This is a genomic window from Pseudomonas sp. L7, assembly GCF_046605565.1.
GTDB lineage: Bacteria > Pseudomonadota > Gammaproteobacteria > Pseudomonadales > Pseudomonadaceae > Aquipseudomonas > Aquipseudomonas wayambapalatensis.
Window position 1 is genome coordinate 3,070,732 of the sequence record NZ_CP176784.1, and the last position, 24,396, is coordinate 3,095,127.

Sequence of the window (24,396 nt, forward strand, 5' to 3'; positions counted from 1 at the left end):
CTGATCATGCTGCAACTGCGCCCCTTTGAAAGCCTCGGCCATGCCAACCACGGCTGGCTGGATGCCCATCATCACTTTTCCTTTGCCGAGTACTACGACACCGAGCGTATGCACTGGGGCAACCTTCGCGTATGGAACGACGACCTGATCGCCGCAGGCAGTGGCTTCCCGCCGCATCCGCACCGGGACATGGAAATCATCACTTACGTACGCGAAGGTGCAATCAGCCACCAGGACAACCTGGGTAACAAAGGCCGCACCGAAGTCGGTGACGTACAGGTGATGAGTGCGGGTACTGGCATCGTGCACAGCGAGTACAACCTGGAGAAGGTCGACACGCGCATCTTCCAGATCTGGATTGTGCCGGACAAGGTCGGAGACGCACCGTCCTGGGGGACTCGGCCGTTCCCCAAAGGTGAGCGAGGCGAAGGCTTCGTGACGCTGGCCAGCGGTCGTGTCGAGGATCAGGATGCTCTGCGCATCCGTGCCGATGCACGGCTGGTGGCCGCGACCCTGCGTGCCGGCGAGAGCGCCGAGTACCGTTTCGATGCCGGACGACGCGGGTATCTGGTTCCGGCCAAAGGCGTGGTCGAGGCCAATGGCGTGCGCGCCAAAGCCCGGGACGGGATTGCCGTGGAAGGCGAAGAGGTGCTGCGCGTCACGGCGCTCGAGGACAGCGAGATCGTGCTGGTGGATGTGGCCTGAGCCAGATGGCCAAGTCGTACTTTTCGCGGGCTAGCTCGCGAATCGTACGACTTGGGTCTGTATGAAAAGCCTTGAGACGAAGGTCAGGCAAGGCGAAAACAGCCGAGGAACGGCCGGGGTCGCGCTCGACTTTACGGGTTGTAAATGAGCATTCCGAGGCTGTTTTCAACGCAGCATCACCGAGTATCAAGGTTTTTCATACAGAGCCTAGGTTTACGACACCGGCGTTGCCGGTGATCGCAAGACAATCAGCTGATCGCCGCATCCACCAGTGCCTGGGCTTCCTGCACCAGGCGCTGCAGGTGCGCCTCGTCAACGAAGCTCTCGGCGTAGATCTTGTAGATGTCCTCGGTACCCGATGGACGCGCGGCAAACCAGCCATTGGCGGTCATCACCTTCAGGCCGCCGATGGCCTGACCGTTGCCTGGCGCATGGCTGAGGATCTGCTGGATCGGCTCGCCGGCAAGCTCGGTGGACTTCACCTGCTCAGGCGCCAGCTTGCTCAGCAGCGCTTTCTGCCGCGCATCGGCCTTGGCCTCGACCCGGGTGGCGTACGGCTTGCCCAGCGCTGCGGTGAGGTCGGCATAGGCCTGGCTCGGATTGCGCCCCGTGCGTGCAGTCATCTCGGCCGCCAGCAATGCGGGAATCAGGCCGTCCTTGTCGGTCGCCCAGACGCTGCCGTCCAGACGCAGGAACGAAGCGCCCGCACTCTCCTCTCCACCAAAACCAAGCGAACCTTCGAACAGGCCCTGGGCGAAAAACTTGAAGCCCACCGGCACTTCATGGAGCTTGCGCCCCAACCGCTCGGTAACCCGGTCGATCATGCCACTGCTGACCACGGTCTTGCCGACCGCGGCGTCGCTGCGCCAATGCGGGCGGTGGCGGAACAGGTAGTCGATGGCCACGGCAAGGTAGTTGTTCGGCTGCAGCAGGCCGTCACTGGTGACGATACCGTGGCGATCATGGTCCGGGTCGCAGGCAAAGGCCACGTCGAAACGCTCGCGCAGGCCGATCAGCCCTTGCATGGCGTATGGCGACGAAGGGTCCATGCGAATCTGCCCGTCCCAGTCGACGCTCATGAAGCGGAAGGTCGGGTCGACCTCGGTGTTGACCACTTCAAGGTTCAACTGGTATCGCTCGGCAATCGCCGACCAATAGCGCACGCCCGCGCCACCCAGCGGATCGACACCCAGGCGCAGGTTGGCTTTACGGATGACCTCGAAATCGATGACGTTTTCCAGGTCTGCCACGTAGCTGCTCACGTAGTCGTGACGCTGGGTAGTGGCAGCCTGCAGAGCCTGGGCGTAGTCAATGCGCTTGACACCCGCAAGACCTGCAGCCAGCAGTTCGTTGGCCTTGGCTTCGACCCACTTGGTCACATCGCTGTCAGCCGGGCCGCCATTGGGCGGGTTGTATTTGAAACCACCGCTCTGGGGCGGGTTGTGCGAGGGGGTGATGACGATGCCGTCGGCCAGGCCCTGTTGACGACCGCGGTTGTAGCACAGGATCGCATGGGACACCGCCGGGGTCGGGGTGTACTCGTCGTCCTTGGACAAGCGCACCTGCACGCCATTGGCCGCCAGGACCTCCAGCGCGCTGGCGGTGGCCGGCGCCGACAAGGCATGGGTGTCAGCACCGATGAACAGCGGGCCATCGATACCCTGCTCCTGGCGGTACAGGCAGATCGCCTGGGTGATCGCCAGCACATGATGCTCGTTAAAGCTCAACTCGAACGAGGTGCCTCGGTGTCCGGAAGTGCCGAAGGCCACGCGCTGCGAAGCGACCGCAGCGTCCGGGCGACCGGTGTAGTAGGCGGTCAACAGGCGGGGAATATCGACCAGCACGCTGGCCGGAGCCGGCTTGCCTGCCAAAGGGCTGAGCGTCATGCAGAACCTCGAGTTCAACGGATGTAGGTGTTGGAACGCGCAGTGTACTGGGAGTTGCAACGGCGCGCGATGGGGCCGGATCAGTTGGCGGCGGTATGCCACCAGCCAGGAAACATCTGTTGCACCCGCGGCTCACTGAAGCGCTCATCGATCAGAAAAAGCATGCCACGATCCTGGTCGCCCCGAATGACCCGACCAGCCGCCTGGATCACCTTGCGCACGCCAGGGTACAGGTACGCGTAGTCAAAACCGCTGCCAAACTGCTGGGCCAAACGCTGCTTGAACTGTTCGTTGACCGGATTGACCTGGGGCAAGCCGAGGGTGGCGACAAAGGCACCTATCAGCCGGGTGCCCGGCAGGTCCACCCCTTCCGCGAAGGCCCCGCCCAGTACAGCGAAACCTATCCCTCGCCCATCCGCCACGAAACGCGCCAGAAATCCCTCGCGTGCGGCCTCGTCCATGCCCGGCGCCTGCCGCCAGTGCGGCACCTCGGGGTGCCGTTCGGCGAACAGGGCCATCACCTGCTCCAGGTATTCAAAGCTGCTGAAGAACGCCAGGTAGTTGCCCGGCTGACGCTGGTACTGCTCGCCAATCAGCCCGACGATCGGCGCCAGGGACGCACTGCGCTGCTGAAAGCGGGTCGAAACCTCACTGACGATCCGCACCTGCAACTGCTCGGCGCGAAATGGCGCGGCCACGTCCAGCCAGGCAGTGTCTGCCGGCATACCCAGCAAGTCGGAATAGAAGCGCCGAGGCCCTAGCGTCGCCGAAAACAGGGTGACGCTGCGCGCCGCAGCCATTCGCGGGCCAAGCAGGCGCGCGGGCACCACATTACGCAGCGTCAGGGTTGCCAGACGACGGTTTCGCGGGCCGTTACGCAGGCTGACATCGAACAGGAAATGCTCATCGAACAGCTCGGCCACACGGCTGAACTGCAGGGCATGGAAATAGAACTGCAGGACCTGCGGTTCGACGTGCGCAGGCGCCTGCTCCATGGCCTCCTGAATCAGGCCAATGCACTGTTGCAACGCCCGCAGGAATGCCTCGGGCAATTGGTCGCTCGCCTGGTACGGTGCCCGCTGGGACTTGTACAACGCATTCCACTGGCGATTGAGACGCTCCAGAGCGCTGCTCAAGCCCGCCGGCTTGGCCTTGCGCAAGGCCAGCAGTTGCCCTTGGTCGAGGCTTGCGCTGTACATGGCGCGGCCGCGCTCCACCAGGTTATGCGCCTCGTCCACCAGCACGGCCACCCGCCACTGGTTGAGTTGGGTCAGGCCGAACAGCAGCGCATGGGCGTCGAAATAATAGTTGTAGTCGGCAACCACCAGATCGACCCAGCGCGCCATCTCCTGCCCCAGGTAATACGGGCAGACCTGGTGTGCCAGCGCGACCTCGCGCAACCCCGCACGGTCGAGCAACACCACCTGCGACGCTGCTTCGCGAGCCGCTGGCAGCCGATCGTAGAAACCCTTGGCCAGCGGACAGGACTCACCATGACAGGCACTGCCCGGGTACTCGCAGGCTTTGTCCCGGGCAATCAACTCCAGCGCACGCAGGCTGGGCTGCGGGGTGGTGTCGGTGATCTGGCGCAGTGCGTCGAGCGCCAGTGCCCGGCCTGGTGTCTTGGCGGTGAGGAAGAGCAGCTTGTCCAGTTGCTGCGGGGCCATGGCCTTGAGCAGCGGAAACAGCGTGCCGAGCGTTTTGCCAATACCGGTACTGGCCTGGGCCATCAGGCAGCGCCCGGTGGCCACGGCCTTGTACAGGGTTTCTGCCAGTTGGCGCTGGCCCTGGCGGAACTGTGGGTACGGAAACGCCAGCCCCTGCAGATCGCTGTCCCGCAGGCGCAGGCGTGCGGCCTGGGCGTGCGCCCAGCCAAGAAAGCGCTGGCACAAGGTCTCGAAGAAGTGCTGCAGTTGCGCGGCATGCTGCGGCTCGCTGAACAAGGTCTGTCGGTCGCTGTCGACGTCCAGGTACACCAGCGTGACCTCGATCCGCTCCAGCCCACGCGACTGGCACAACAGCCAGGCATAGACGCGGGCCTGCGCCCAGTGCAATTGCCGATGATTGTCCGGCTGGCGGTCGAGATTGCCGCGGTGAGTCTTGATCTCCTCCACCCGGTTGCGCACCGGGTCGTAGCCGTCGGCTCGCCCCCGCACCCGCAATCCCTGGTACTCGCCCTCCAGCGATACCTCCGCCTCGTAGCCAGAACCGCGCCGCGCAACAACCCGTCGATGGCCGTCGATGCCCTGTTGGGCGGTGGGCGACGGCGTGAAGCGCAAGTCCAGGTCGCCGACCTTGGCGGCAAACTCACACAGCGCACGTACCGCCACACTCAGACTCACGACGCGGCCTCGCACCAGCGCACATGGCATACCGCGACCGGCATGCCGTGCTCACGGCAGAAGTCCAGCCAGCGCAACTGGTTATCCTGCAGGCGGTCACCCGGCCCCTTGACCTCGATCATGCGGTAACGCCCCTGCCCCGGCCAGAACTGGATGAGGTCGGGCATACCTGCGCGGTTGTTGCGAATATCCTGCAGCAGGCGCCGGAAACACTGCTTCAGATGCTCGGCAGGAATGCAGGCCAGGGCCTGCTCGAGCAGCGCCTCGTTCAGTACCTGCCAGAACACGAACGGTGACTGCAGCCCATGCTTGTTGGCAAAACAGGTGCGTATCGCCTGTCGGTAGCTGCCATCGTCGAGCCGCCCCAGGCAGGCCTCGAACAAGGCGGCGCGGCGCACCGAGAAATCACTGTCGTGCAGATCCTGGGGCGCCGCCTGGTAAGGGTGAAAGAACGCGCCGGGCAGCGGCGCGAAAATCGCCTCCCAGCACAAGAGGCCGAACAGGCTGTTGAACAAGGTGTTCTCGACGTAATGGACCTCGCCGTCGGCGTGCGCCAGGTGCAGGCGCACCGCTTCCTCCACGCCCACTGCGGACATTTCCACGGGCAACGCCAGTTCGATGAGTGTCTGCACGGCAGCAGACGCGCGGCGTCGAGGCGGCCCTCCGAGTTTGCGTGCAAGGCGCGGCAGCATACGCGCCAACGCCTGGGCCTCGAGGGGATTGGCCGTGGTCTGGGCCATGTGTGACGCCAGTGCCTGCGCCCTTTGCCACTGCTCGCTGCGCTCGAGCACACGCACCTGGCGAATGCGCGCCTCGGGGTGGTCGAGCCCATCGTAGACACTCAGGGCCAGATCCCATTGCCCAAGCCGCTCGCAGCGCTGGCCAATTGCAAACAGCAGACGTGCGCGACGCCTGGCCAACCAGGGATTGCTGCTGTTGGCCCGCTCCAACGCCTGCAGCAACGTACTTGGCGCCTCTCCCTGCTCCAGCCGCTCGGCGCAAGCATGCAAGGCCATCGCCAGATCGACCTCCTCGCGCTGGCGCAAGGCGCGCGAATCCGCACTGAAGCTCACCTGCTCATAGCGCAGCACGCCCAGATCGGCCAGCACGAACTCAGACCAATCCTGATAAAGATTGCCAAAGAACAACAGGCGCAGGCGGTCGCACAGGGGTTGCAAGCGCCACTGCAGGATCTGCACCGGCGCCTGCTCGAACCAGGCAGACAGTGGTCTGTCTGGCAGATCCAATGGCCGCAGCGCAGCCAGCAACTGGGTCTTGGTCACGCGAGGATGGGCCAGTTGATCGGCAAAGCAGGTAAGCAGTTCGTCCCGGCGCAACAAGGCGAACAACTGCTCTAGGCCCAGTATCGGCCTCGCGCAGACCCAGCCCAGCGTGAGCAAAGGCTGCAAAGCTGCGCCCGTGTCGCCGATCTCGGCATATTCAAGCCGGTCGCCGCGAAACAGCTCGCCCTTGCGCATGACCATGCGCACCAACAGTGCCTGCGTCGGCTGGGCCAGCCCGCTGAAGACTCGGAGAAAGTCTTGTTCGTGCGGGTCAAGGATATCGGCGTATCGGTGTTCGACCCACCTCAGCACCTGGCGGAAGTTGTGCAGGTAATAGAACGGATCTTCGACGGAATGGGCAATCACGGCATGGCGTCGCAGGCAAACATGAATACTGGTTATACATACAGACGAGGCAACCTGGCAAGCGCGCCGGATCGACGGTCAGTTCGACCTGTCTTGTGCGTTGCTACGCAAGCACTGCAGCCTTTTTCCGAGCGCTTCGAGTGCCTGCTCCAGTTCGCCGGCATCGTCCCCCTGCCAGGCCAGCAGCAGGTGGTGGTCATAGCCGTCTCGCAGGCTGAACAGATTTCCAGGTGCCGCCAGCAGCGCCGAAGTGTTCAGGGCTTCCACCAACTGACGCACATCCACTGCCAAGCCCAGGCGACACCACAGGACACGTCCGCCTTCAGGTTCGCTGAACGCCAACAGACTGCCCAGATGCTGCTCGACGGCATGGCATAGAATCGCCATGCGCATTTGCAGACGGTCGCGCATCTGCTGCAGATGACTGTCCACATCGCCTCGGCTCAGCAGACAGGCCACCGCCTGTTGACGCCGCGGGGGTAGCACGAAACTGCGTCGCACAAAAGCCTCGCACACTGCCGGGTGCCGACTCAGTACATAGGCGTAGGGCGCTTCGGCGCCGATCATGCCTTCCAGCGAACCCAACACCAGCAGCCAGTGCGGATCGACCCAGTCGCGCAGGCGCGTCGCAGGTGGCGCAACGAAACACTGGTCGCTGTCCAGGTCGTTTTCCAGCAGCCACGTCGGATATCCCGCCAGCAGACGCGCAACTTCACGCTGCTCATCCAGCGACACCAGGCGTCCCGGAGGGGTCGCCAGGCATGACGGCATCAACAGCAGGCGTACGGTCTCGCGCTTGAACAGCTGTGCCAAGGTATCCAGGTCCAAACCACCCTGGGTATCGAGCGGCCACTCGACAACGCGCATCCCCAGCTGTTGCAAGACCTGCAACTGTTGCCAGCAACAGGGCGTCGCCACCAGTACCGTGCCTCCTTGCAAGTCCAGCGCAAGCAGCAATGTCTGCAGTAACGCCTGGACATCCGTCGCCAGATGCACGTCCTCAGCTCGCCAGAACTGCCTGGAAGAACGGGTATGGCGGGCGGCCAGCGCATTGCGCAGCAGCGCGCTGCCGGTCTGCGTCAGCGCAGACTGTCGCGCCAGACGCCGCTCATGCGCCAGCAACAGCGGCTCGAGCGCCCCACATGAGAATGGCGGGAGAATGAACGGTGCGCACTGGCCGGTGCTCGCCCTCGGCGCACTGGCGGGCTCATTGACCGGCACCTGCGCAAAATATCCGGACTTGGGCACCGAATGTACCCGCCCCTCGCGCTCCAACAGGCTGTAGGCATACTGCACCGTGGCCAGGGAAACCCGCATGCGCCGGGCCAGGTCGCGCAGCGACGGCAAGCGCGGATCCCCTCCCTCGCGGGCATGGCTGATCAGCGTTTCGAGGTAGCGATAGACCGTCTGATAGGCGAACTCGCGCCGCACGGAACGCCCCATCAACTGGCGACCTTCGCCATCGCTTCGGCACAAGGCAAGGGGTGCGCCAGCAGCCGCAGCCGAACGTCACGCCGTGTCAGCTTCGCGACCAGCCGGGATGCCGTATGCGGCAGCCCCCCCGAATAGATGACGCGCAACTGCGCCAGGCTCAATCCACTGGTACTGATCAGCCAATGGACGACCGCTTCCGGACACGGCTGCCCCTGCAGGGCACGGTGCAGATAGGGAAGTGCAACGCGCATCGCCGGATGGCAGCGCTGCAGGAACGCCAACAAGCCACGGCCCTGCTCGGCGAACGGGGCGTACAACAGGCACATCAGCTGGCTGTCGTCGATAGCATAGGCCTCCTGAAACAGATGCCTGCCCGTGCCCTTCCCCGACCGGACGGCGTCGCGCCTGCCCAGCAGACATTGATCGCGCAGTCGCTGCAGGTGAGTCAGGTACGCAGGGTCGAAAAACGCAGCCAGCGGCTCTTCGCGCGCTGACGCAGGCATCTCGATACCCAGCATGTGAAACAGCGCGTCCTCCCCTCGGGAGTCATTGATCAGGTCATCGACCGCGATCACCCGCAGGGGCGTCTGGCCCTGGCATGACGGGGCTCTCGCCTCGACGTGCTCCGTAGGCCTGGCAGCCAGTGCTCGCAGGCGCCCCAGCGTTTCGCACAACACTGCGGCGCACTGGTGTATGGCATGGCTTCCGCGCTCGCCGGTCAGACGCATGACGGCACGACTCCAGGCCAGGTAACGTCGCCGCTGCCGCACAGGGATCGCCGTGACCAACGCGCTGGGCATCGCCCCTTGGGACAGGATGCGGCGCAGCGTTTCGGCCAGTTCAAGGTGCAGACGACTGCCTAGCAAGGATTCTGCTCGCCCAGCAGAAAGGTGACCGAACATCAGCAGCGCTTCGCGCTCGTACGATGTGCTGGCAGCCGACGCGGCGTGGCGGCTGAAAGGCTGCAGTTGTTGGCCGCCAGCCAGCAGTAACTCCACACGGGGGTCATCCTGCAGGAACAGCGCACTGAAGGTGCTCTCCAGACCGCCAAGCACCTCTGCTCCCGGTGCGGGCTGGCAAGCGACCACCACTTGCAGGCGAAACGTGTGGGGCGCGCGTAGCGCGATGCTCAGTTGCGCAGCACGCAGAAACGCCAGCAGGCGAGTGTTGCATCGGTCATGCCCGTGTATCACCAACACACGAAAGTCCCCGATGTACTCCACGCCACCTGCCGCCACCAGCAGGCGCTGAATCAGCAATTGAACGCAGGCCCGTTGCGCCTGGGACATATGTTCCAGCAGACGATCCAGTACTTGCTGATATATGTAGTGCATGGCCTGCTCATGGATATTGCTCATATGGTCCACTCCATTCCTTGAGCGCAAAGAAAGCCGGCATTCACCGACGTGAGAAACAGGTCGCGATTCACTTCCAAGATATTTCCCACAAGTTATTAGGAAATTTCCAGGCAACAGTAGGCCGGCACTCACTCAATGCAGAGGCATTTGCAATGCCCCTGCAGGCGCCCTGGGCCGCATCAGCAGCGCCAACACGCTTCATTCAGCCGAGCCACGTCAAGTATCACAGAGCCATTATCGAGGGTTGTCGACTGAATAAAAGATACAGATCCAGGTAAAAAAACCATTCAGGAGAGCGGTATTGATCTACATACAACAAAAGAAAACCCGAGTATGGAATCCTGATCAGAAATGACAAGCAAACAGCATTAACGCGACAGCCTTAATTGCGTCGGACCTTAATTAAATTTTTGTAGGAAATATCAGAAAAAAACCGGGCCTAGGCCCGGTTTTTCATGCAACTCGATGTGCTGCAATCACGCAGTTCCCATGTCCAGCACGATCCGCCCGCCACAGGGGCATTCATCCATCAGGCGATGAGCCTCGACAACCTGCTCGAACGGGTAGACCTTGATGATCTGCGGCGTCAGCAGCTTGTCGGCGGTGAACTGGTTAATGTCTCGCAACGCCCGCTGCAGGGCGACCTGGTCCTGGGCAATACCCAACTCCGGCTTGCCGGTGAAGTTGCCAATACAGTGAACGTAGAACTGGATGTTCTTCTGGAACGCAGCACACGCCGGGAATGGCGTCTGGTTGCCCCCCTGCAGGCCATACAGCACCAGGCTGCCGCGAGGCGCAAGGACATCGCCGAGGAGCGACATCTGCGGCCCACCCATGCCATCCAGGACCATGTCCACGCCGCGGCCATCGGTATATTTGCCGATCTGCATCAGCAGGTCCTGCTCCTCGGTGACGATCACCTTGTCAGCCCCCAGGCTCAGCAGGTACTCACGCTGCTCCGGCTCCTTGGTGGCGGCGAACACCTTCAAGCCCAAGGCCTTGCCCAACTGCACGAAGGCAGGGCCTGCGCAATGGCTGGCATCGGTGACCAGTGCCGTCTGTCCCGCCTTGGCCCGCGCCAGGTCGACGTAGGCGAAGTAGGCGATCAGCAGCGGTGTGTAATGCACACTGGCCTCGACCGGAGTGAGGTGGTCGGGATAACGGGTAATGGCCGTGCGAGGGAGCACGATCACATCACCATAGACCGGATGCTCATTGGGGCTGGTCGCCGGGAAACTGGCGACACGGTCGCCCACGACGATATCGTCGACACCCTCCCCGACCTGCGTGACCACCCCGGCCATTTCATGGCCGATCCCTGCCGGCAGGCGTGCCTGCGATGGTGCCAGGTTCTGGCGCCAGAGCACGTCATACCAGCTCAGGCCGATGGCCTCGACGCGCACCTGCACTTCGCCCGCTGCGGGAGACGGTTCGGCCTGCTCCTCGCAACGGAGCACGTCGGCCGGGCCGAACTTGTGGAAACGGATCATGCGGGACATCGCATACCTCGCCTTTGTGAACCTCGTATTACCACGGACTTTATCCGGGCTTTGCACGTTAGACCATCAGTGGCCGTTAATAGTCGACATGCCTGTCATTGATTGGGCTACGGGCAAATCGCTGCATTGGCCCCCGTAAACCCGTGCAGGGTAACAGCCTTTGGCCTTAATATTCACCCCGACCCACCTGAGCAAGGCGAAACGCACCGATGAATCGTAACGACCTGCGCCGCGTAGACCTCAACCTGCTGATCGTGTTCGAGACGCTCATGCATGAGCGCAGCGTAACCCGTGCAGCCGAAAAACTGTTTCTCGGCCAGCCGGCGATCAGTGCGGCACTGTCACGCCTGCGCAACCTGTTCGACGACCCACTGTTCGTTCGTACCGGGCGAAGCATGGAGCCCTCGGCTCGCGCCCACGAGATCTTCGCCCTGCTCTCCCCGGCCCTGGATTCGATCTCTACCGCAGTCAGCCGCGCCGCTGACTTCGACCCAGCCACCAGCACCTCGGTATTTCGCATCGGTCTGTCGGACGACGCCGAGTTCGCCTTGCTGCCGCAGTTGCTCAAGCGCATCCGCGCCGAAGCACCGGGCATCGTCCTGGTGGTACGGCGGGTCAACTATTTGCTGATGCCGACCCTGCTCGCCTCCGGGGAGATTTCGGTGGGTGTGAGCTATACCGCTGACCTTCCGGCCAACGCCAAGCGCAAGGTACTGCGGCGCAGCAAGCCGAAACTGCTGCGCGCCGACAGCGTACCGGGCAATATCACCCTCGACGATTTCTGCGCCCGTCCGCATGCGCTGGTCTCGTTCGCCGGCGACCTGTCCGGCTTCATCGACGAAACCCTCGAGGAAATCGGTCGCAAGCGCCATGTGGTGCTGGCCGTACCGCAGTTCAACGGCCTCGGCACCCTGCTCGCCGGCACCGACATCATCGCCACGGTACCGGACTATGCAGCAGAAACCCTCACCGCCGCCGGCGGCCTGCGCGCCGAAGACCTGCCATTGGATGTGCGTACCTTCGAACTGCACATGGCCTGGCGCGGGGCGCAGGACAACGACCCGGCAGAGCGGTGGTTGCGGTCGCGGATACAGATGTTTTTTGGGGATCCCGATAGCTTGTGACTCACTTCCATCAAGTTCCATAAATACCAATAGAATCAGTGCATTAGGCTGATACTTCGTCCAAAGTCGTCCGTCCTATTCCGCTCATTTCCAATGCGCTTGCGGGTATATTTTTGGGTACTTTTTCCATTTCGATAAAAGTACCCGCACATGACGACATCCCTCCCCAAGCCTGCATTGCGGCGTAAACTCAGCGATGCCTTCTTGCGTGCCATTGCTGAACCCGGCAAGTACGTCGACGGCGAGGTACCCGGTCTTTACCTGCATGTTCAGGCCTCACAGAAGTCGAACAAGCCTGCCGCAAAATACTGGCGGATGAGGTAGCGCCTGAACGGCAAGGAGAACGTGTATGCGATCGGCCGTTATCCCGACATTGGCTTGAAAGACGCCCGCGACTTGGCCCGAGCCGCGCGCTAGAACGTAGCTCATCACGTCGCCCCGCTGAAGGCCAAACGCAAGAAAATCGCCGATCAGCTACTCAATGAGGAACGCACATTCAGTTACGTCGCCGAACAGTGGCTGGCCTTCAAGTCGCACGACCTCGTGAGCAAATCCCTCGCGGGCTTTCGCGGCGCTTTGAACAATCACATCCTGCCCACGATCGGCAACATTCCCGTCAGCGAGATCAAACTGGACCACATCATCGAGATCATCGCTACCCTGCGCCGAGCACGCACACTGGCCATGGCCAAGCGCGTGCGTACCATCATCCGTGCCGTGCTCGGTTTCGCTGAGGGGCGTGGCTGGGTGGAGCGTAACGTGGCCCTGAGCAACACCGAAGAGCTCAAGGTTCGCCATGTGGTGACCAGTAATCCAGCGATCGAACGACCAGCCGATTTGGGTCACCTTCTGCTTCGACTGGAGCAGCTCGACCCGAGCAGCGTGAGCACTGCGATGCGCTTGCTGGTCATGCTGCCGGTTCGCCCCGGCGAGCTGGTGAAAATGCGTTGGGAAGACATCGATCTGGTCAGCGCCGACTGGCGCTATGTAGTAGGGAAAACACGCCATCTGGATAAGAGCAAACACATCGTGCCACTGCCGGAGCAAGCCCTTGTGCTGCTGCGTGAACTACATGAACGGCGGGTGGTGGATGAAGTGGGCAATGGCTGGGTCTTTGTATCGCCGGTCTACCCAGGCTACCCAATTGACGCCACATCCCTGGCCATGGCCTACCAGCGGATCTGGCCGGAACACCGCATCACTGCGCACGGTTTGCGCGCCACCTACCGCACTATCGCTCACGAGCATTTGGGCATCGATCCGATTGTGCTCGAGTTGTCGCTGTCTCACCGTATGCCAGGCGCTCTGGGCGCAGTGTATGCGCGCGCGCAGTTGCTGCCGCAGCGACGAGAAGCAGCGCAGCATTGGGCGGACTACCTCGATCGGCTTCGAAAAAATTCCGAACATACAGCAGCAGAGTAGTTGTCGGGAAAGTACAACCTCTACGTGCACTTTTTCTTGCCATGATCGCAACAACTGCCTTATCAGGAAGAGCCAATTCAATTTCGTGAGTAAGGCAGGGTGTAGCCAGCACCTGAGTCCTCTGATGAAGGTCTTGCTGCATCCAACTCATTGCGACCCGGAGAAGGCGCCCCCGGGCCGTATGGATTGTGGCAAAGCACAATATTTTCGAAGATATAGGAGTCACGGACAACTCTTACGTTTCCGCCCTGCGTCTATCCACTACGGGGCGAAAATGATCTATTCATGATTCGTCATTTTCAAATCCGATGGGTACGAGCATCTGACCCTTAGGCTCTGTCTGAAAAAAGCCGTCGCATACACCGCATGACGCAAGCCAGCGAGACCATTGCGGCAAAACTTTTTGCGAGCTTGTCGAAGCGCGTGACGATTCGGCGGTTCTCTTTTAGCCAGCCGAACATGCGTTCGATGATGTTGCGCTGTCAATATTTGGGGCGATCAAACAGTCTCGGCAAGCCGGGTTTGGGCTTGCGTTTCATTGAGCGTAGTGGAATGACCGGCTGCATCCGATATCGATCGCAGTAACGGCGCAAGACCTCGGCGTCGTAGCCTTTGTCAGCCAGCAACCATTTGCATCGTTTGCGTGGACGACCACGCTGATTTGTCGGGATGCTGACATCATCAAGCAACGGCTGGGCATAGCTGATGTCGCTGGCTTGGCCGCCAGAGAGAAGGAAGCGCAACGGTATCCCGTTGGCGTCGCAGAGCATATGGATTTTGGTTGTCAGGCCGCCGCGACTGCGGCCTAGAGCGTGATCGGCAGGCTCGTCAGCCCCCCTTTTTTCCGCGCCCCAGATGAAGCACGGGTTGCTCGAACAGCGCTCGAATCAATCATCCAGGTGTGGGGATCGATCAAGCCTTTGTCATTGAGTCTGAGGTGCAATCGTCTGAGCATCTGATCGAATGTTCCGCGGTTTCGCCAGAGTCGGAAGCGGTGATAGACCGTCGCCCAAGATCCGAAGCGCTCGGGCATATCTCGCCAGGCTGCTCCTGAGCAGAGCACCCAGAGCACACCATCGAGCATCAAGCGATCACTGCTGCGGGGCCTGCCCCTGACGTGGGCCTCCGTAAAGAGGTCGGCGACCACTGCCCATGCTTCATCCGAGAGTTCATAACGCTTTGCCATCACAGAATTCCTTTCCGTAGATGGCCGGCGACTGTACAGAACCCAGGCTGTTCCGAGGCCACATTTCAGTTTCTTGGGATTTCAGACAGAGCCTAGCTCAAGTTCAGACGGCGGCTTCGCTCTTGGTACAGGGCTTGCTCAAAGGACTGAGCCTACACCAACAGCCCTAACCGTCGAACACGAGCTGCACCAGATCGAATCCGCCGACCTGTTGATCGTCGCCGCGCCGGTCTATCGCGGCACCTACCCGGGGCTGTTCAAGCACCTGTTCGACCTGATCGGCCAGGACGCACTGATCGACACCCCAGTGCTGCTCGCCGCCACCGGTGGCAGCAAACCGCCCGCCGCCTAGCGACGGAGTTCGCCGAAACCGCCGTCGAGCGCGACGAGGCCGGTGGCCGCCAGGGAATACATCACCCCGGCCAGCAGCCCCCCCCATCAACACTTCGAGAAAGAACTCCATGGAACGCTCCTGTACTCGGGCTAGGCCGCGACTGGGCGCACGCCCAGGTAGGCGGCGATCACGGCGGGGTCACGGCGAACCTGATCGGGCGTGCCGTCGCCGATCTTGCGCCCATAATCGAGCACCACCACGTGGTGGGAAATATCCATGACCACGCCGATGTCGTGCTCGATCAACACCACAGTGGTGCCGAACTCGCGATTGATCTCGACGATGAAGCGGCTCATCTCACGCTTCTCCTGTGCATTCATGCCGGCCATCGGCTCGTCGAGCAGCAACAGGCGTGGCTCGGCGGCCAGCGCGCGGGCCAGCTCGACACGCTTCTGCAGGCCGTAGGGCAAGGTACCGACGACCTCGTCGCGCCACGGCTGAATACGCTGGAACTCAATCACCCGCTCGGCGGCGGCACGCTGGCGGTCGTCTTCGGCGGGTGCGCGGCCGAAACGCAACGCCTGTTCCAGCCAAGAGCTGCGACGCTTCAGGTTGCGCCCGGTGAGCACGTTGTCGAGCACGCTCATGCCCTTGAACAGCGCGATGTTCTGAAAGGTACGCGCGATGCCGCCAAGGGCCGCCCCGTGCGGCTGCATCGCCCGCCGCTCCTGGCCAGCGAAACGAATGCGCCCCTGCTGCGCCTGGTAGACACCATTGATGATGTTCAACAGCGAACTCTTGCCGGCACCATTGGGGCCGATCAGCGCGCAGATCTCCCCTTCGGCGACGCTGAAACCGATATCGGTGATGGCCTTGACGCCCTGGAACGACAGGTTGATGCCTTCCAGCTCGAGCAATGGAAGATTCGACATGGGCAGCACTCACGCAGGCTGAACCTGGGCCTGCAGCCAGGCGGTGGATGGGTGCAGGCGCTGCTGCGCCACTCCAAACAGCCGGCCGTAGCTGTCGTGGGTACCGAGCACCAGGGTTGGGCCCAGCTCGGGGCGGTCGTTGTCACGGGGCGCCAGGCTTTCCGGGAAATTCAGGCGAAACCCGGCCAGCAGCCAGGGCGCCAACAGGTAGCGTGCCTGTCCGCTGGCGGCGAAGCTACGCGCCGCAAGGGCTTCCTCGACCGAACTCAGGCGTTCCTGTTCGATCAGGCGCGTCCCTTCATCGAGCAGTTGCGCGTGCAAGAGCCAATGCTGCTGGGCCTGCCCGGCTTCCAGGCGATGGAAGCTGAACGCAGGGAGCTCGCCACGGGCCAGGATCGGCAAGTCACCTTGCAGCGGCTGCGCGACCAGGCTGGCGTAGCCATCCACGCCGAATGCCGACAAACCCAGGTGCCTTGTGGCGCAGCGCTACATCACCTGCGCGCTGGCGCTGGCCGGCAGGTTGTCCGCGAGTTCCTCGTGCATGGTGCGGCGCCTCAAGCCAAGGCCAATGATGCGGCCTTCGCCTGCTCCAGTTCGCGCACCAGCGGCAGTACATGCTTGCCGAAGTACTCGACCTCTTCCTGAAAGTGCAGGAAGCCGGAGAGGATCAGATCAACGCCAATTGCCTTGAGCGCGACGATGCGCTCGGCGATTTGCCGTGGCGTGCCGATCAGGTTGGTCTTGAAGCCGTCGTTGTACTGCACCAGATCCTCGAAGGTGGATTTGGCCCAGTTGCCCTCGCCTTCGGGGCTGGCCGAGCCAGCATTCTTCACTTCGCTGCCGAAGCCGTTGACCGCTTCCGGGTCGGCTTTGGCGATGATCTCCGCCAGCACAGCGCGGGCTTCTTCCTCGGTGTCGCGGGCAATGATGAAAGCGTTCACCCCGATCTTCACCGAATGGCCGTTGGCGGCCGCCTTGTTGCGGATATCTTCGACCTGAGCCTTGATCCCCTCGACGGTGTTGCCGTTGGTGAAATACCAGTCCGATACCCGTGAAGCCATGTCACGCGCGGCTCGCGAGCTGCCGCCCTGGAAGATTTCCGGATGCGGGTGCTGCAGCGGCTTGGGCTTGAGGCTGTAGTTGTGGAAGCGGTAGAAGTCGCCGTGGAAGCTGAAGTTGTCCTGGGTCCAGATACCCTTGAGGGCACGGATGAATTCCTCGGAGCGGCGGTAGCGCTCGTCATGGTCCAGCCAGGGCTCGCCGATGGCACGGAACTCTCCTTTGAACCAGCCGGACACCACGTTGATGGCGACACGACCACCGGTGAACTGGTCGATGGTCGCCAGTTGCTTGGCTGCCAGTACCGGCGTCCACGGCCCCGGCAAAATCGCGGCGATCACCTTGAGCTTCTCGGTGGCGGCCAGCAGGGCGTGGCTGATCGTCACCGACTCATGCTGATTGTCAGCGCCATAGCCAGCCGTGAAGCGGATCTGCGACAACGCGTACTCGAACCCGGAGCGTTCGGCGATTTGCGCTAGTTTGCGGTTGTAGTCGATGTCCCAATGGGTACGTTGCTCGATCTTGCTGACGACGAGGCCGCCGCTGACATTGGGTACCCAGTAGGCAAATTTGATCGGTTGGCTCATGACGATATCTCCTGTAGCACGGAAAGTCAGGCCGCCGTGGCGACCGGGATCTGGAAGAAGGTGTTGACGGTATCGACTACCCGCTCAATGCGTTCGAACTGCGCGGGCTCGACCAGGCGATGCTGGTCGAAGGCCTCGACGCTGGCGTACAGGCCATACGGCAGGGTGTGGGCCTGGAAGAAGGCGAACAGTGGGCGTAGCTGGTGATCGATCATCAGCGCATGGCGCTCGCTACCACCGGTGGCGGCCAGCACGACCGGCACACCCTTGAGTGACTGATGGTCGACCAGGTCGAACAGATGCTTGAACAGGCCGGTGTAGGAAGCCCGGTAGACCGGGCTGCCGACCAGCAGCAGATCAGCCTGCTCGATCGCCTGCAGATGCGGTTGCAACGCGATAGAGGCGCTGTCGCGCTCGAGCGAGCCCGACAAAACGTCGGCCAGCGCAGCGATACGCACCCACTGCACGTCCAGGTTCGGCAACCTTGCCTGCAACCTTTCCACCAGGGCCTGCAGCAGCCCATGAGTTCGTGATGGCGCACGCAGGCTGCCAGAAACCACCACGACTTTGATAACGCTTGCGCTCATGTACATCCCTCCTGCCCGTATGGGCTACGTTCGGGAGTACCTGAGCAGCAACCGTGCCACCCCATAAAAGTCTTTTAAATCAATACGTTGATCGATTTATCAAACAGCCCTTGCTGCACCTGCGCAAGCAAGCTGTTGAATGAATGACCGCCAGGCAACAGTGACGCCAGGAAGCCCAGCTGACCGCCTGGCAACAACCGTTCAACAGTCTGTTGCCAGCGATACAGTCTGAGTGTCGGCGATAAAATACAAGCCACTGATTTAAATGCTTTTTTTGGAAAGGCACAGAGTTTGCGAGGGCCCCACGGTCCGTAATCGCACCAATCGAGGAGAACCGCGATGACCGCTCAAGCCCATGTGCCACATCTATCTACTGGCACCGACTACCCATCCCTTGCCGCCCGCTTCCGCCCGGTCTTCGCGCGTATCGCCGAAGGCAGCGTGGAACGCGAACGCACCCGCAGTCTGCCCTTCGAGCCCATTCGCTGGCTCAAGGAAGCCGGCTTCGGCGCCGTGCGCGTGCCCGTCGAGCACGGCGGTGCGGGGGCCTCGCTGCCGCAATTGCTCCAGCTGCTGATCGAACTGGCCGAAGCCGACTCCAACGTGCCGCAGGCGCTGCGCGGGCACTTCGCCTTTGTCGAGGATCGTCTCAATGCCCATGCCAGCGCACCGCAGGATGTCTGGTTCAAACGCTTCGTTGAAGGCGATCTGGTGGGCTGCGCCTGGACAGAGGTAGGTGCGGTAAAAATTGGCGACGTCATCACCCGTGTCTCGCGCCAGGGTGACCAGTGGGTGGTCAACGGTACCAAGTACTACAGCACCGGCAGCCTCTTCTCCGACTGGATCGACCTGTTCGCCCGCCGTGACGACACCGGCGCCGACGTGATCGCGGCAATCCGTACCCAGCAGCCCGGCATCACCCAAAGCGACGACTGGGATGGCTTCGGCCAGCGCACCACCGGCAGTGGCACCTCGGTGTTCGAGAACGCGGTGGTCGAGGAACAGAACATCTTAGACTTCGCCACCCGTTTCAAGTACCAGACGGCCTTCTACCAACTGGTGCTGCTCGCCGTCATCGTCGGCTCAGGCCGCGCAGCTGTGCGCGACTTCAGCCAGGAAACCGGCAAACGTTCGCGTGTGTTCAGCCATGGCAATGGTGCAGCAGTCAGTGAGGATCCACAGGTGTTGCAGGTTATCGGCAGGGCTTCGGGGCTGATCTATGCCGCCGAGGCCGGCACCCTACGCGCCAGCGAGGCCGCGCAGCAGGCTTACCTGGCGCGCTTCGACAATGACGAAACCGCCGAGCGCCAGGCTAACATCGCCGCCGAGCTGGAGTCGGCCCAGGCCCAAGTCGCCGCCGTGGAACTGGTGCTGCGCGCCACCAGCGACCTGTTCAACACCCTGGGCGCGTCCGGCACCAGCACCACCAGGCAACTCGACCGCCACTGGCGCAACGCCCGTACCGCCGCCTCGCACAACCCGGTGATCTACAAGGAACGCATCATCGGTGACTGGCACGTCAATGGCAGCGAACCGCCCTATGTCTGGCAGATCGGCGGTGGCGCCAAGCAGCGCTGAAAACACCTCTCCACGCCCGCTGCAATCACGCCTACCCCGAGCCTGGCTCGCGGGTGGCGTATTTTTTCAGCGCGCCACTACGGCCAAAGGCCGTGCCTGATGACCTGTTCGTGCAGCAGCAGCACTTACGAAACCTGCCTCCCACGAAACACTCTACAAAAGAGACATTTCCTTTAATTTCAGCACCTTAGAGAGTGGCACGAAAGATGATGAGAGGACTGTGCCACGCCAACCGAACGCACGGAGGCGGCATCGACCTCACACTTCGAAAGGAAGCCATGCATGCGCCTCTCCGCATCCTGGTCCCGCCCTGCTCTGCTCGGCGGTCTGCTCCTGGGGCTCAGCGCCCCGATACTCGCTGCCGAGAGCCCCTGGCTGATTCGCGCCGGGTGCCAAGGTGCGCCCCTTCGTCGGCGTGGGGTTGAATTACACCTACTTCTACGACGAGCACCTGGACAACGGCGCCAAACTTGAACTCTCCGACTCTTGGGGCGCCGCGGTCCATTTACAGCCTCAACCTCGCCTACCGTTTGTGAAGGAGCCCATCAATGAGCGAAAACCATTTGCAGCAGCGTGATGAAACCATTGTGCTGCGCCAATCCAGCATCCCAGCCCACCGTCTTGGCAGCGAGCGCGAAGCCATCGAGGCAGCGCACGCCCTGGCTCAAGACTTCCGCCGCGAAGCCGCCGCCCGTGATCGCGAACGCCGCCTGCCCCTGGCGGAGCTGGAGGCCTACTCGCAAAGCGGCCTCTGGAGCATCATCGTGCCCCAAGCCTATGGCGGCCTGGGCGCCAGTTACCGCACCGTCGGCGAGGTGTTCAAGATCATCTCGGCAGCCGACGGTTCACTCGGCCAGTTGCCGCAGAACCACTTCGTCATCCTCGCCCACATCGGTTTCGACGCCAGCGAGGAGCAGAAGCGTTTCTTCTTCGATCTCGCCCTGTCCGGCACACGTTTCGGCAATGCCTTCTCCGAGCGCAATGGCAAGCACGTCGCGGACTTCCAGACCCGGATCACTCACGCTGGCGACGACTACCTGGTCAACGGGCAGAAATTCTTCTCCACCGGTGCCCTGCTGGCGCACTGGATTCCCATCGTCAGCGTGGACGATCTGGGGCGCCCGCACCTGGCCGTCGTGCCACGGGAAACCGAAGGGCTCAAGGTGATCAATGACTGGTCCAGCTTCGGCCAGCGCACCACGGCGAGCGGCACGGTGCTGATCGAGCAGGTCCGCGTGCCGGCCAGCCAGGTAGTGCCGATCTGGCAAGCCTTCGACCGCCCCACGGCTGGCGGGGCGATCTCGCAGTTCATCCAGGCGGCCATCGATGCAGGGTTGGCCCGAGGAGCGTTGGCCGACACCCTGGACTACGTGCGCCGGCATACCCGCCCCTGGATTGACTCGGGGCTGGAGAAAGCCACCGATGACCCTTACATACTCCAGCAACTGGGCGATCTGCAGATTCGTCTGCGCGCTGCCGAGGCAGTGCTGGACCTGGCGGCGGATGCCATCGACCAAGCGCTACGCGAACCCAGCGAGGAGAGCGTGGCCGAGGCCTCCATCCGCACGGCGGAAGCAAAGGTGCTGACCACCGAGGTGGCCATACTCGCCAGCAACCGCCTGTTCGAGCTGGCCGGCACCCGCTCGACCCTGGAGGAATACGCCCTCGACCGTCACTGGCGCAATGCCCGGGTACACACCCTACACGACCCCGTGCGCTGGAAATACCACATCGTCGGCAACTACCTGCTTAACGGCATCAAGCCGCCGCGCCATCCCTGGAGCTGAAGCCGCCCCTGGCCGCGCTCAGGCGCGGCCAGGGCAACCGCTTGGCCACAGGGTTGGATGCTGCGTGGTCTGCAGGTGTCGGCGCCAATCAGCCAGCCCTGCCACCGAGGTAGAAATGCTGAATGACCTCCCGCGCCGCCAACTCGGCGGCAGGGCCCTCACCCACCACCCGGCCGTTTTCCAGGATGTAGCCGTAACGGGCATGGCGCAGGGCAACGTTGATGTTCTGCTCGGCGACCAGAAAGCTCATACCTTCTTGGGCGTTGAGCTGGGCGACGATGGCAACGATCTCCTCGACGATGATCGGCGCCAGGCCCATCGAAGGCTCATCGAGTAGCACCAACCGAGGCTTGGTCATCAAGGCACGTCCAATGGCGAGCATCTGCTGCTCGCCGCCCGAGGTCAGCCCTGCCTGCGCTTTGCGTTTGGTCTTAAAACGCGGGATCCAGGAGTAGATGCGCTCCAGCTCCTGCTCCAGCTCGCACCGCTTCGGGCTGCGCAGAAAGCCGCCGCTGCGCAAGTTCTCTTCGACGGTCAGGTGAGCGAATACATGCCGCCCCTCCAGCACATGGGCGATACCCCGGCACGCCAGAAGATGCGCCGCCACCCCGGTAGTGTCCTGCCCTTGGAAACAGATATCGCCACGGCTAACTTGCGCGCGGTCAGCATGGACCAGCCCCGAGATCGCTTCAGCGTGGTGCCTTTGCCGGAGCCGTTGGCACCAAGCAACGCGACGATGTCGCCCTGCCCAACCTCAAGTGAAACTCCAGCCACGGCAAGAATCGCGCCGTCGTAGATCACTTCGATGTCGTTTACTGCAAGCAGCGACTGGCCTACGGTGCGTGCAAAAATCGCATGGTTGATGGATGCTTTGCTCTTAGGGTCTGTATGAAAAGCCTTGAGAAGAAGGTCAGGCGAGGCTGTTTTCAACGCAGCATCACCGAGTATCAAGGTTTTTCATACAGAGCCTAGTGAGGCACCATCGAAAAACTTCATGGGCCAACACGTCTCAGAGTGTTGACCCATGGCGAAATACAATTGACTGACACTTGAACCCAAGCGCCATTACTCACACCGCCATTATCGGTGTGCCGCTAAATAGTCCTCGGTGGACACAACCTCAGCATACCCAAATGCCAAACCCGCCATGAATGCACCTTGCACCTGGGCCGCTGGAATATTCACGCCATTGAATGTTTGATCATGGGTGGCACATGCATCGTGCAGCACGGTGATCTTATAGCCCAGATCCGCACCAGCCCGCACAATGGCATCGACGCATACATGGCTCATATTGCCGACTACCAGCAACTGCTCAATATTCCATTCACTCAATAACTGCGCGAGTCGCGTATCCTTGAATGCGTTGACCTGATGCTTGACGATCACTGGCTCATCGCCCTGCTCTGCCAAGCCAGGATAGACGCGCGTTCCCTCCGAGCCAGCAGCCAGGAACGGTGCTTGACCATCGGCGAACTCATGCCGCACATGAACCACCCACTGCCCCGTGCTCCTTGCATGCTGCAGAGCGCGTACCGCATTATCGGCAGCACTTTGAATGCCTTCCAACAACCATTTGCCACCTGGGAAATAGTCTTTCTGGAAGTCAACAATAATCAGCGCTTGCGTTGCCATTGTAGTGCCTCACTTAATGAACAATGAACGCAAAGCGTAAATACACCAAGCCCTGGGTAACAGGGTAAATAGTGACATTTACACAAGGAATAGTGACACATGCCTCCCCACCGCATGATGAAGGACATTGGCTTGCTGGTTTATCCGGGGGCTCAGTTGGCTGCGGTACATGGGTTGACCGACCTCTTCCATGTCGCCAACCGTATTGCGCTGGAACAACTCGGCGCGAAGCAGCCGCCGATCAGAGTGCGCCATTGGCGTTTGACGGATGATTCGAGAAGCCTGGAGTGCTACTTCGACACCCATCACGGCCACGAGGAAAATGCCCCGATCATTTTGGCGCCTCCCTGCCTGAACCAGCGTCCGCAACCGGCACAGATCGCCCCCCGTCATTGACTGGCTACGGGAGCAGTACCAGCAAGGCGCAATCATCGGCTCCGTTTGCGCGGGGGCCTTCATTCTGGCGCACTCAGGGCTGCTCAACGGCCGCCGTGCAACAACTCACTGGGCCTTAGCCCATGAACTCGCCAAAGGCTTCCCGGAGGTTCAGGTAGACGCGGAAAAACTACTCATCGATGACGGTGACATCATCACCGCCGGCGGGCTGACCGCCTGGATAGACTTAGGACTTTCGATCGTCAATCGACTGCTGGGCGCGACCATCGCCAGCCATACCGCACGCTTTCTGGTCGCTGACCCAGGTCGCCACTCACAACAGCAATTCATCACCTTCAAACCAAACTTCGTCCATGGTGATGAAGTGATACTGAAATTGCAGCGCTGGTTAAGCAACCACTCGCTGGAGAAGATCACCTTCGCGCAGATGGCCACCTGTGCAGGCTTGGGGGAACGTACACTTCTACGCCGGTTCAGCGCCGCAACGGGCTATAAGCCCAACGAATACATCCAACGCATGCGAATCGAGAAAGCTCGCGAACTGCTCGAGCTTACCCAACGCCCCATCGAGAGCGTTGCCGGAGAGGTGGGCTACCAAGACGTGGGCACCTTTCGCCAGATGTTCAAGAAATTCAATAGCCTGACACCCCGCGAGTACCGCAAGAAATTCGCCTTGCATAAATCGTCGAGGTGCTAAGGTCTGTATGAAAAGCCTTGTGACGAAGGTCAGGCAAGGCGAAAACAGGCGAGGAACGGTCGGAGTCGCGCTCGACTTTACGGGTTGTAAATGAGCATTACGACCAGGCTGGCGCACCAGGCTGTTTTCAATGCAGCATCGCCGAGTATCAAGGTTCTTCATACAGAGCCTAGAGACGCTGTACCGTGCCCGTCCAACC

Annotated in this window: 18 protein-coding genes and 5 pseudogenes; 10 read left to right on the forward strand and 13 right to left on the reverse strand. The window is 61.7% G+C overall.

Features of this window, described 5'->3' with window-relative positions; translation table 11 throughout:
* The first annotated feature begins 6 nt into the window (after positions 1-6).
* Positions 7-705 carry a pirin family protein gene (locus tag ACK3BK_RS13810; protein WP_186664220.1) on the forward strand — a complete coding sequence of 233 codons (699 nt, stop codon included), beginning with the start codon at positions 7-9 and terminating at the stop codon, positions 703-705.
* 248 nt (positions 706-953) lie between these two features.
* On the opposite strand, the gene pgm is transcribed toward ACK3BK_RS13810, so the two are convergent.
* The 6 genes from pgm to ACK3BK_RS13840 form a co-directional block, all read right to left on the reverse strand.
* Positions 954-2,591: a phosphoglucomutase (alpha-D-glucose-1,6-bisphosphate-dependent) gene (gene pgm, locus ACK3BK_RS13815; RefSeq protein WP_186710562.1), complete on the reverse strand. Its 1,638-nt coding sequence runs from the start codon at positions 2,589-2,591 to the stop codon at positions 954-956.
* Between the two features lie 80 nt (positions 2,592-2,671).
* Positions 2,672-4,933 carry an ATP-dependent DNA helicase gene (locus tag ACK3BK_RS13820; protein WP_411382627.1) on the reverse strand — a complete coding sequence of 754 codons (2,262 nt, stop codon included), beginning with the start codon at positions 4,931-4,933 and terminating at the stop codon, positions 2,672-2,674.
* Entirely contained in the window at positions 4,930-6,582 is a 1,653-nt protein-coding gene (locus ACK3BK_RS13825; RefSeq protein ID WP_411382628.1) for a VRR-NUC domain-containing protein, read from the reverse strand. The genes ACK3BK_RS13820 and ACK3BK_RS13825 overlap by 4 nt, the downstream gene beginning before the upstream one ends.
* A gap of 78 nt (positions 6,583-6,660) precedes the next feature.
* On the reverse strand, positions 6,661-8,025 hold the full coding sequence (locus ACK3BK_RS13830; protein WP_411382629.1) for an aminotransferase class I/II-fold pyridoxal phosphate-dependent enzyme: 1,365 nt from the start codon (positions 8,023-8,025) through the stop codon (positions 6,661-6,663).
* The gene (locus ACK3BK_RS13835) at positions 8,025-9,374 is read right to left on the reverse strand and encodes a hypothetical protein (protein WP_411382630.1); all 1,350 of its coding nucleotides are present in this window, start codon (positions 9,372-9,374) and stop codon (positions 8,025-8,027) included. Before ACK3BK_RS13835 ends, ACK3BK_RS13830 begins: the two co-directional genes overlap by 1 nt.
* 476 nt (positions 9,375-9,850) lie before the next feature.
* Positions 9,851-10,873: a zinc-dependent alcohol dehydrogenase family protein gene (locus ACK3BK_RS13840; protein ID WP_186664207.1), complete on the reverse strand. Its 1,023-nt coding sequence runs from the start codon at positions 10,871-10,873 to the stop codon at positions 9,851-9,853.
* Between the two features lie 209 nt (positions 10,874-11,082).
* Here ACK3BK_RS13840 and ACK3BK_RS13845 point away from each other — a divergent pair, with 209 nt between their 5' ends.
* Positions 11,083-11,997: a LysR family transcriptional regulator gene (locus ACK3BK_RS13845; RefSeq protein ID WP_054893748.1), complete on the forward strand. Its 915-nt coding sequence runs from the start codon at positions 11,083-11,085 to the stop codon at positions 11,995-11,997.
* Positions 11,998-12,324: 327 nt separating this feature from the next.
* Positions 12,325-13,419 (forward strand): annotated as a pseudogene (locus tag ACK3BK_RS13850) (tyrosine-type recombinase/integrase).
* Positions 13,420-13,748: 329 nt separating this feature from the next.
* Here the strand turns inward: ACK3BK_RS13850 and ACK3BK_RS13855 are convergent.
* A pseudogene (locus tag ACK3BK_RS13855) lies at positions 13,749-14,605 on the reverse strand (IS5 family transposase).
* 55 nt (positions 14,606-14,660) lie between these two features.
* Here ACK3BK_RS13855 and ACK3BK_RS13860 point away from each other — a divergent pair.
* Positions 14,661-14,942 (forward strand): annotated as a pseudogene (locus ACK3BK_RS13860) (NAD(P)H-dependent oxidoreductase); the annotation flags it as partial.
* A gap of 146 nt (positions 14,943-15,088) precedes the next feature.
* Here the strand turns inward: ACK3BK_RS13860 and ACK3BK_RS13865 are convergent.
* From ACK3BK_RS13865 to msuE, 4 genes are all read right to left on the reverse strand, one after another.
* A complete protein-coding gene (locus tag ACK3BK_RS13865) occupies positions 15,089-15,871 on the reverse strand; it encodes an ABC transporter ATP-binding protein (protein WP_411382631.1) in 783 nt (260 codons plus the stop codon).
* Positions 15,872-15,880: 9 nt separating this feature from the next.
* Positions 15,881-16,333, reverse strand: a complete 453-nt coding sequence (locus tag ACK3BK_RS13870; RefSeq protein ID WP_411382632.1) for a hypothetical protein — start codon at positions 16,331-16,333, stop codon at positions 15,881-15,883.
* Positions 16,334-16,425: 92 nt separating this feature from the next.
* Positions 16,426-17,517, reverse strand: a complete 1,092-nt coding sequence (gene sfnG / locus ACK3BK_RS13875; RefSeq protein ID WP_411382633.1) for a dimethylsulfone monooxygenase SfnG — start codon at positions 17,515-17,517, stop codon at positions 16,426-16,428.
* A gap of 26 nt (positions 17,518-17,543) precedes the next feature.
* Positions 17,544-18,104, reverse strand: coding sequence for an FMN reductase (gene msuE / locus ACK3BK_RS13880; RefSeq protein ID WP_411382634.1), 561 nt, complete (start codon positions 18,102-18,104; stop codon positions 17,544-17,546).
* 339 nt (positions 18,105-18,443) lie between these two features.
* On the opposite strand from msuE, the gene ACK3BK_RS13885 reads away from it, so the two are divergent.
* The 3 genes from ACK3BK_RS13885 (at position 18,444) to ACK3BK_RS13895 (ending at position 21,469) form a co-directional block, all read left to right on the forward strand.
* Positions 18,444-19,682: an acyl-CoA dehydrogenase family protein gene (locus ACK3BK_RS13885; RefSeq protein ID WP_411382635.1), complete on the forward strand. Its 1,239-nt coding sequence runs from the start codon at positions 18,444-18,446 to the stop codon at positions 19,680-19,682.
* Positions 19,683-20,097: 415 nt separating this feature from the next.
* Positions 20,098-20,259 carry a hypothetical protein gene (locus tag ACK3BK_RS13890; protein ID WP_411384474.1) on the forward strand — a complete coding sequence of 54 codons (162 nt, stop codon included), beginning with the start codon at positions 20,098-20,100 and terminating at the stop codon, positions 20,257-20,259.
* Positions 20,231-21,469, forward strand: a complete 1,239-nt coding sequence (locus ACK3BK_RS13895) for an SfnB family sulfur acquisition oxidoreductase (protein WP_411382636.1) — start codon at positions 20,231-20,233, stop codon at positions 21,467-21,469. The genes ACK3BK_RS13890 and ACK3BK_RS13895 overlap by 29 nt, the downstream gene beginning before the upstream one ends.
* A gap of 88 nt (positions 21,470-21,557) precedes the next feature.
* On the opposite strand, the pseudogene ACK3BK_RS13900 reads toward ACK3BK_RS13895, so the two are convergent.
* Both ACK3BK_RS13900 and ACK3BK_RS13905 read right to left on the reverse strand, forming a co-directional pair.
* Positions 21,558-22,333, reverse strand: a pseudogene (locus tag ACK3BK_RS13900) (ABC transporter ATP-binding protein).
* 216 nt (positions 22,334-22,549) lie between these two features.
* The gene (locus ACK3BK_RS13905) at positions 22,550-23,104 is read right to left on the reverse strand and encodes a cysteine hydrolase family protein (RefSeq protein WP_411382637.1); all 555 of its coding nucleotides are present in this window, start codon (positions 23,102-23,104) and stop codon (positions 22,550-22,552) included.
* A gap of 99 nt (positions 23,105-23,203) precedes the next feature.
* On the opposite strand from ACK3BK_RS13905, the gene ACK3BK_RS13910 reads away from it, so the two are divergent.
* The 3 genes and pseudogenes from ACK3BK_RS13910 to ACK3BK_RS13920 all read left to right on the forward strand — a co-directional run bounded on the left by ACK3BK_RS13910 (position 23,204) and on the right by ACK3BK_RS13920 (position 24,197).
* A complete protein-coding gene (locus ACK3BK_RS13910) occupies positions 23,204-23,500 on the forward strand; it encodes a hypothetical protein (protein ID WP_411382638.1) in 297 nt (98 codons plus the stop codon).
* Between the two features lie 34 nt (positions 23,501-23,534).
* Positions 23,535-23,687 (forward strand): annotated as a pseudogene (locus ACK3BK_RS13915) (DJ-1/PfpI family protein); the annotation flags it as partial.
* Positions 23,688-23,864: 177 nt separating this feature from the next.
* Complete coding sequence (locus tag ACK3BK_RS13920) at positions 23,865-24,197, forward strand: helix-turn-helix domain-containing protein (RefSeq protein ID WP_411382639.1); 333 nt, start codon at positions 23,865-23,867, stop codon at positions 24,195-24,197.
* Positions 24,198-24,396: the final 199 nt, after the last annotated feature.

Excerpts from the sequence above, each read along its gene's own strand:
- sfnG (WP_411382633.1), bottom strand. The coding sequence starts at position 17,517 with ATGAGCCAACCGATCAAATTTGCCTACTGGGTACCCAATGTCAGCGGC.
- ACK3BK_RS13865 (WP_411382631.1), bottom strand. The coding sequence starts at position 15,871 with ATGTCGAATCTTCCATTGCTCGAGCTGGAAGGCATCAACCTGTCGTTC.
- ACK3BK_RS13910 (WP_411382638.1), top strand. The coding sequence starts at position 23,204 with ATGCCTCCCCACCGCATGATGAAGGACATTGGCTTGCTGGTTTATCCG.
- ACK3BK_RS13895 (WP_411382636.1), top strand. The coding sequence starts at position 20,231 with ATGAGCGAAAACCATTTGCAGCAGCGTGATGAAACCATTGTGCTGCGC.
- ACK3BK_RS13905 (WP_411382637.1), bottom strand. The coding sequence starts at position 23,104 with ATGGCAACGCAAGCGCTGATTATTGTTGACTTCCAGAAAGACTATTTC.
- ACK3BK_RS13885 (WP_411382635.1), top strand. The coding sequence starts at position 18,444 with ATGACCGCTCAAGCCCATGTGCCACATCTATCTACTGGCACCGACTAC.
- ACK3BK_RS13835 (WP_411382630.1), bottom strand. The coding sequence starts at position 9,374 with ATGAGCAATATCCATGAGCAGGCCATGCACTACATATATCAGCAAGTA.
- pgm (WP_186710562.1), bottom strand. The coding sequence starts at position 2,591 with ATGACGCTCAGCCCTTTGGCAGGCAAGCCGGCTCCGGCCAGCGTGCTG.
- ACK3BK_RS13845 (WP_054893748.1), top strand. The coding sequence starts at position 11,083 with ATGAATCGTAACGACCTGCGCCGCGTAGACCTCAACCTGCTGATCGTG.
- ACK3BK_RS13810 (WP_186664220.1), top strand. The coding sequence starts at position 7 with ATGCTGCAACTGCGCCCCTTTGAAAGCCTCGGCCATGCCAACCACGGC.
- ACK3BK_RS13840 (WP_186664207.1), bottom strand. The coding sequence starts at position 10,873 with ATGTCCCGCATGATCCGTTTCCACAAGTTCGGCCCGGCCGACGTGCTC.
- ACK3BK_RS13830 (WP_411382629.1), bottom strand. The coding sequence starts at position 8,025 with ATGGGGCGTTCCGTGCGGCGCGAGTTCGCCTATCAGACGGTCTATCGC.
- msuE (WP_411382634.1), bottom strand. The coding sequence starts at position 18,104 with ATGAGCGCAAGCGTTATCAAAGTCGTGGTGGTTTCTGGCAGCCTGCGT.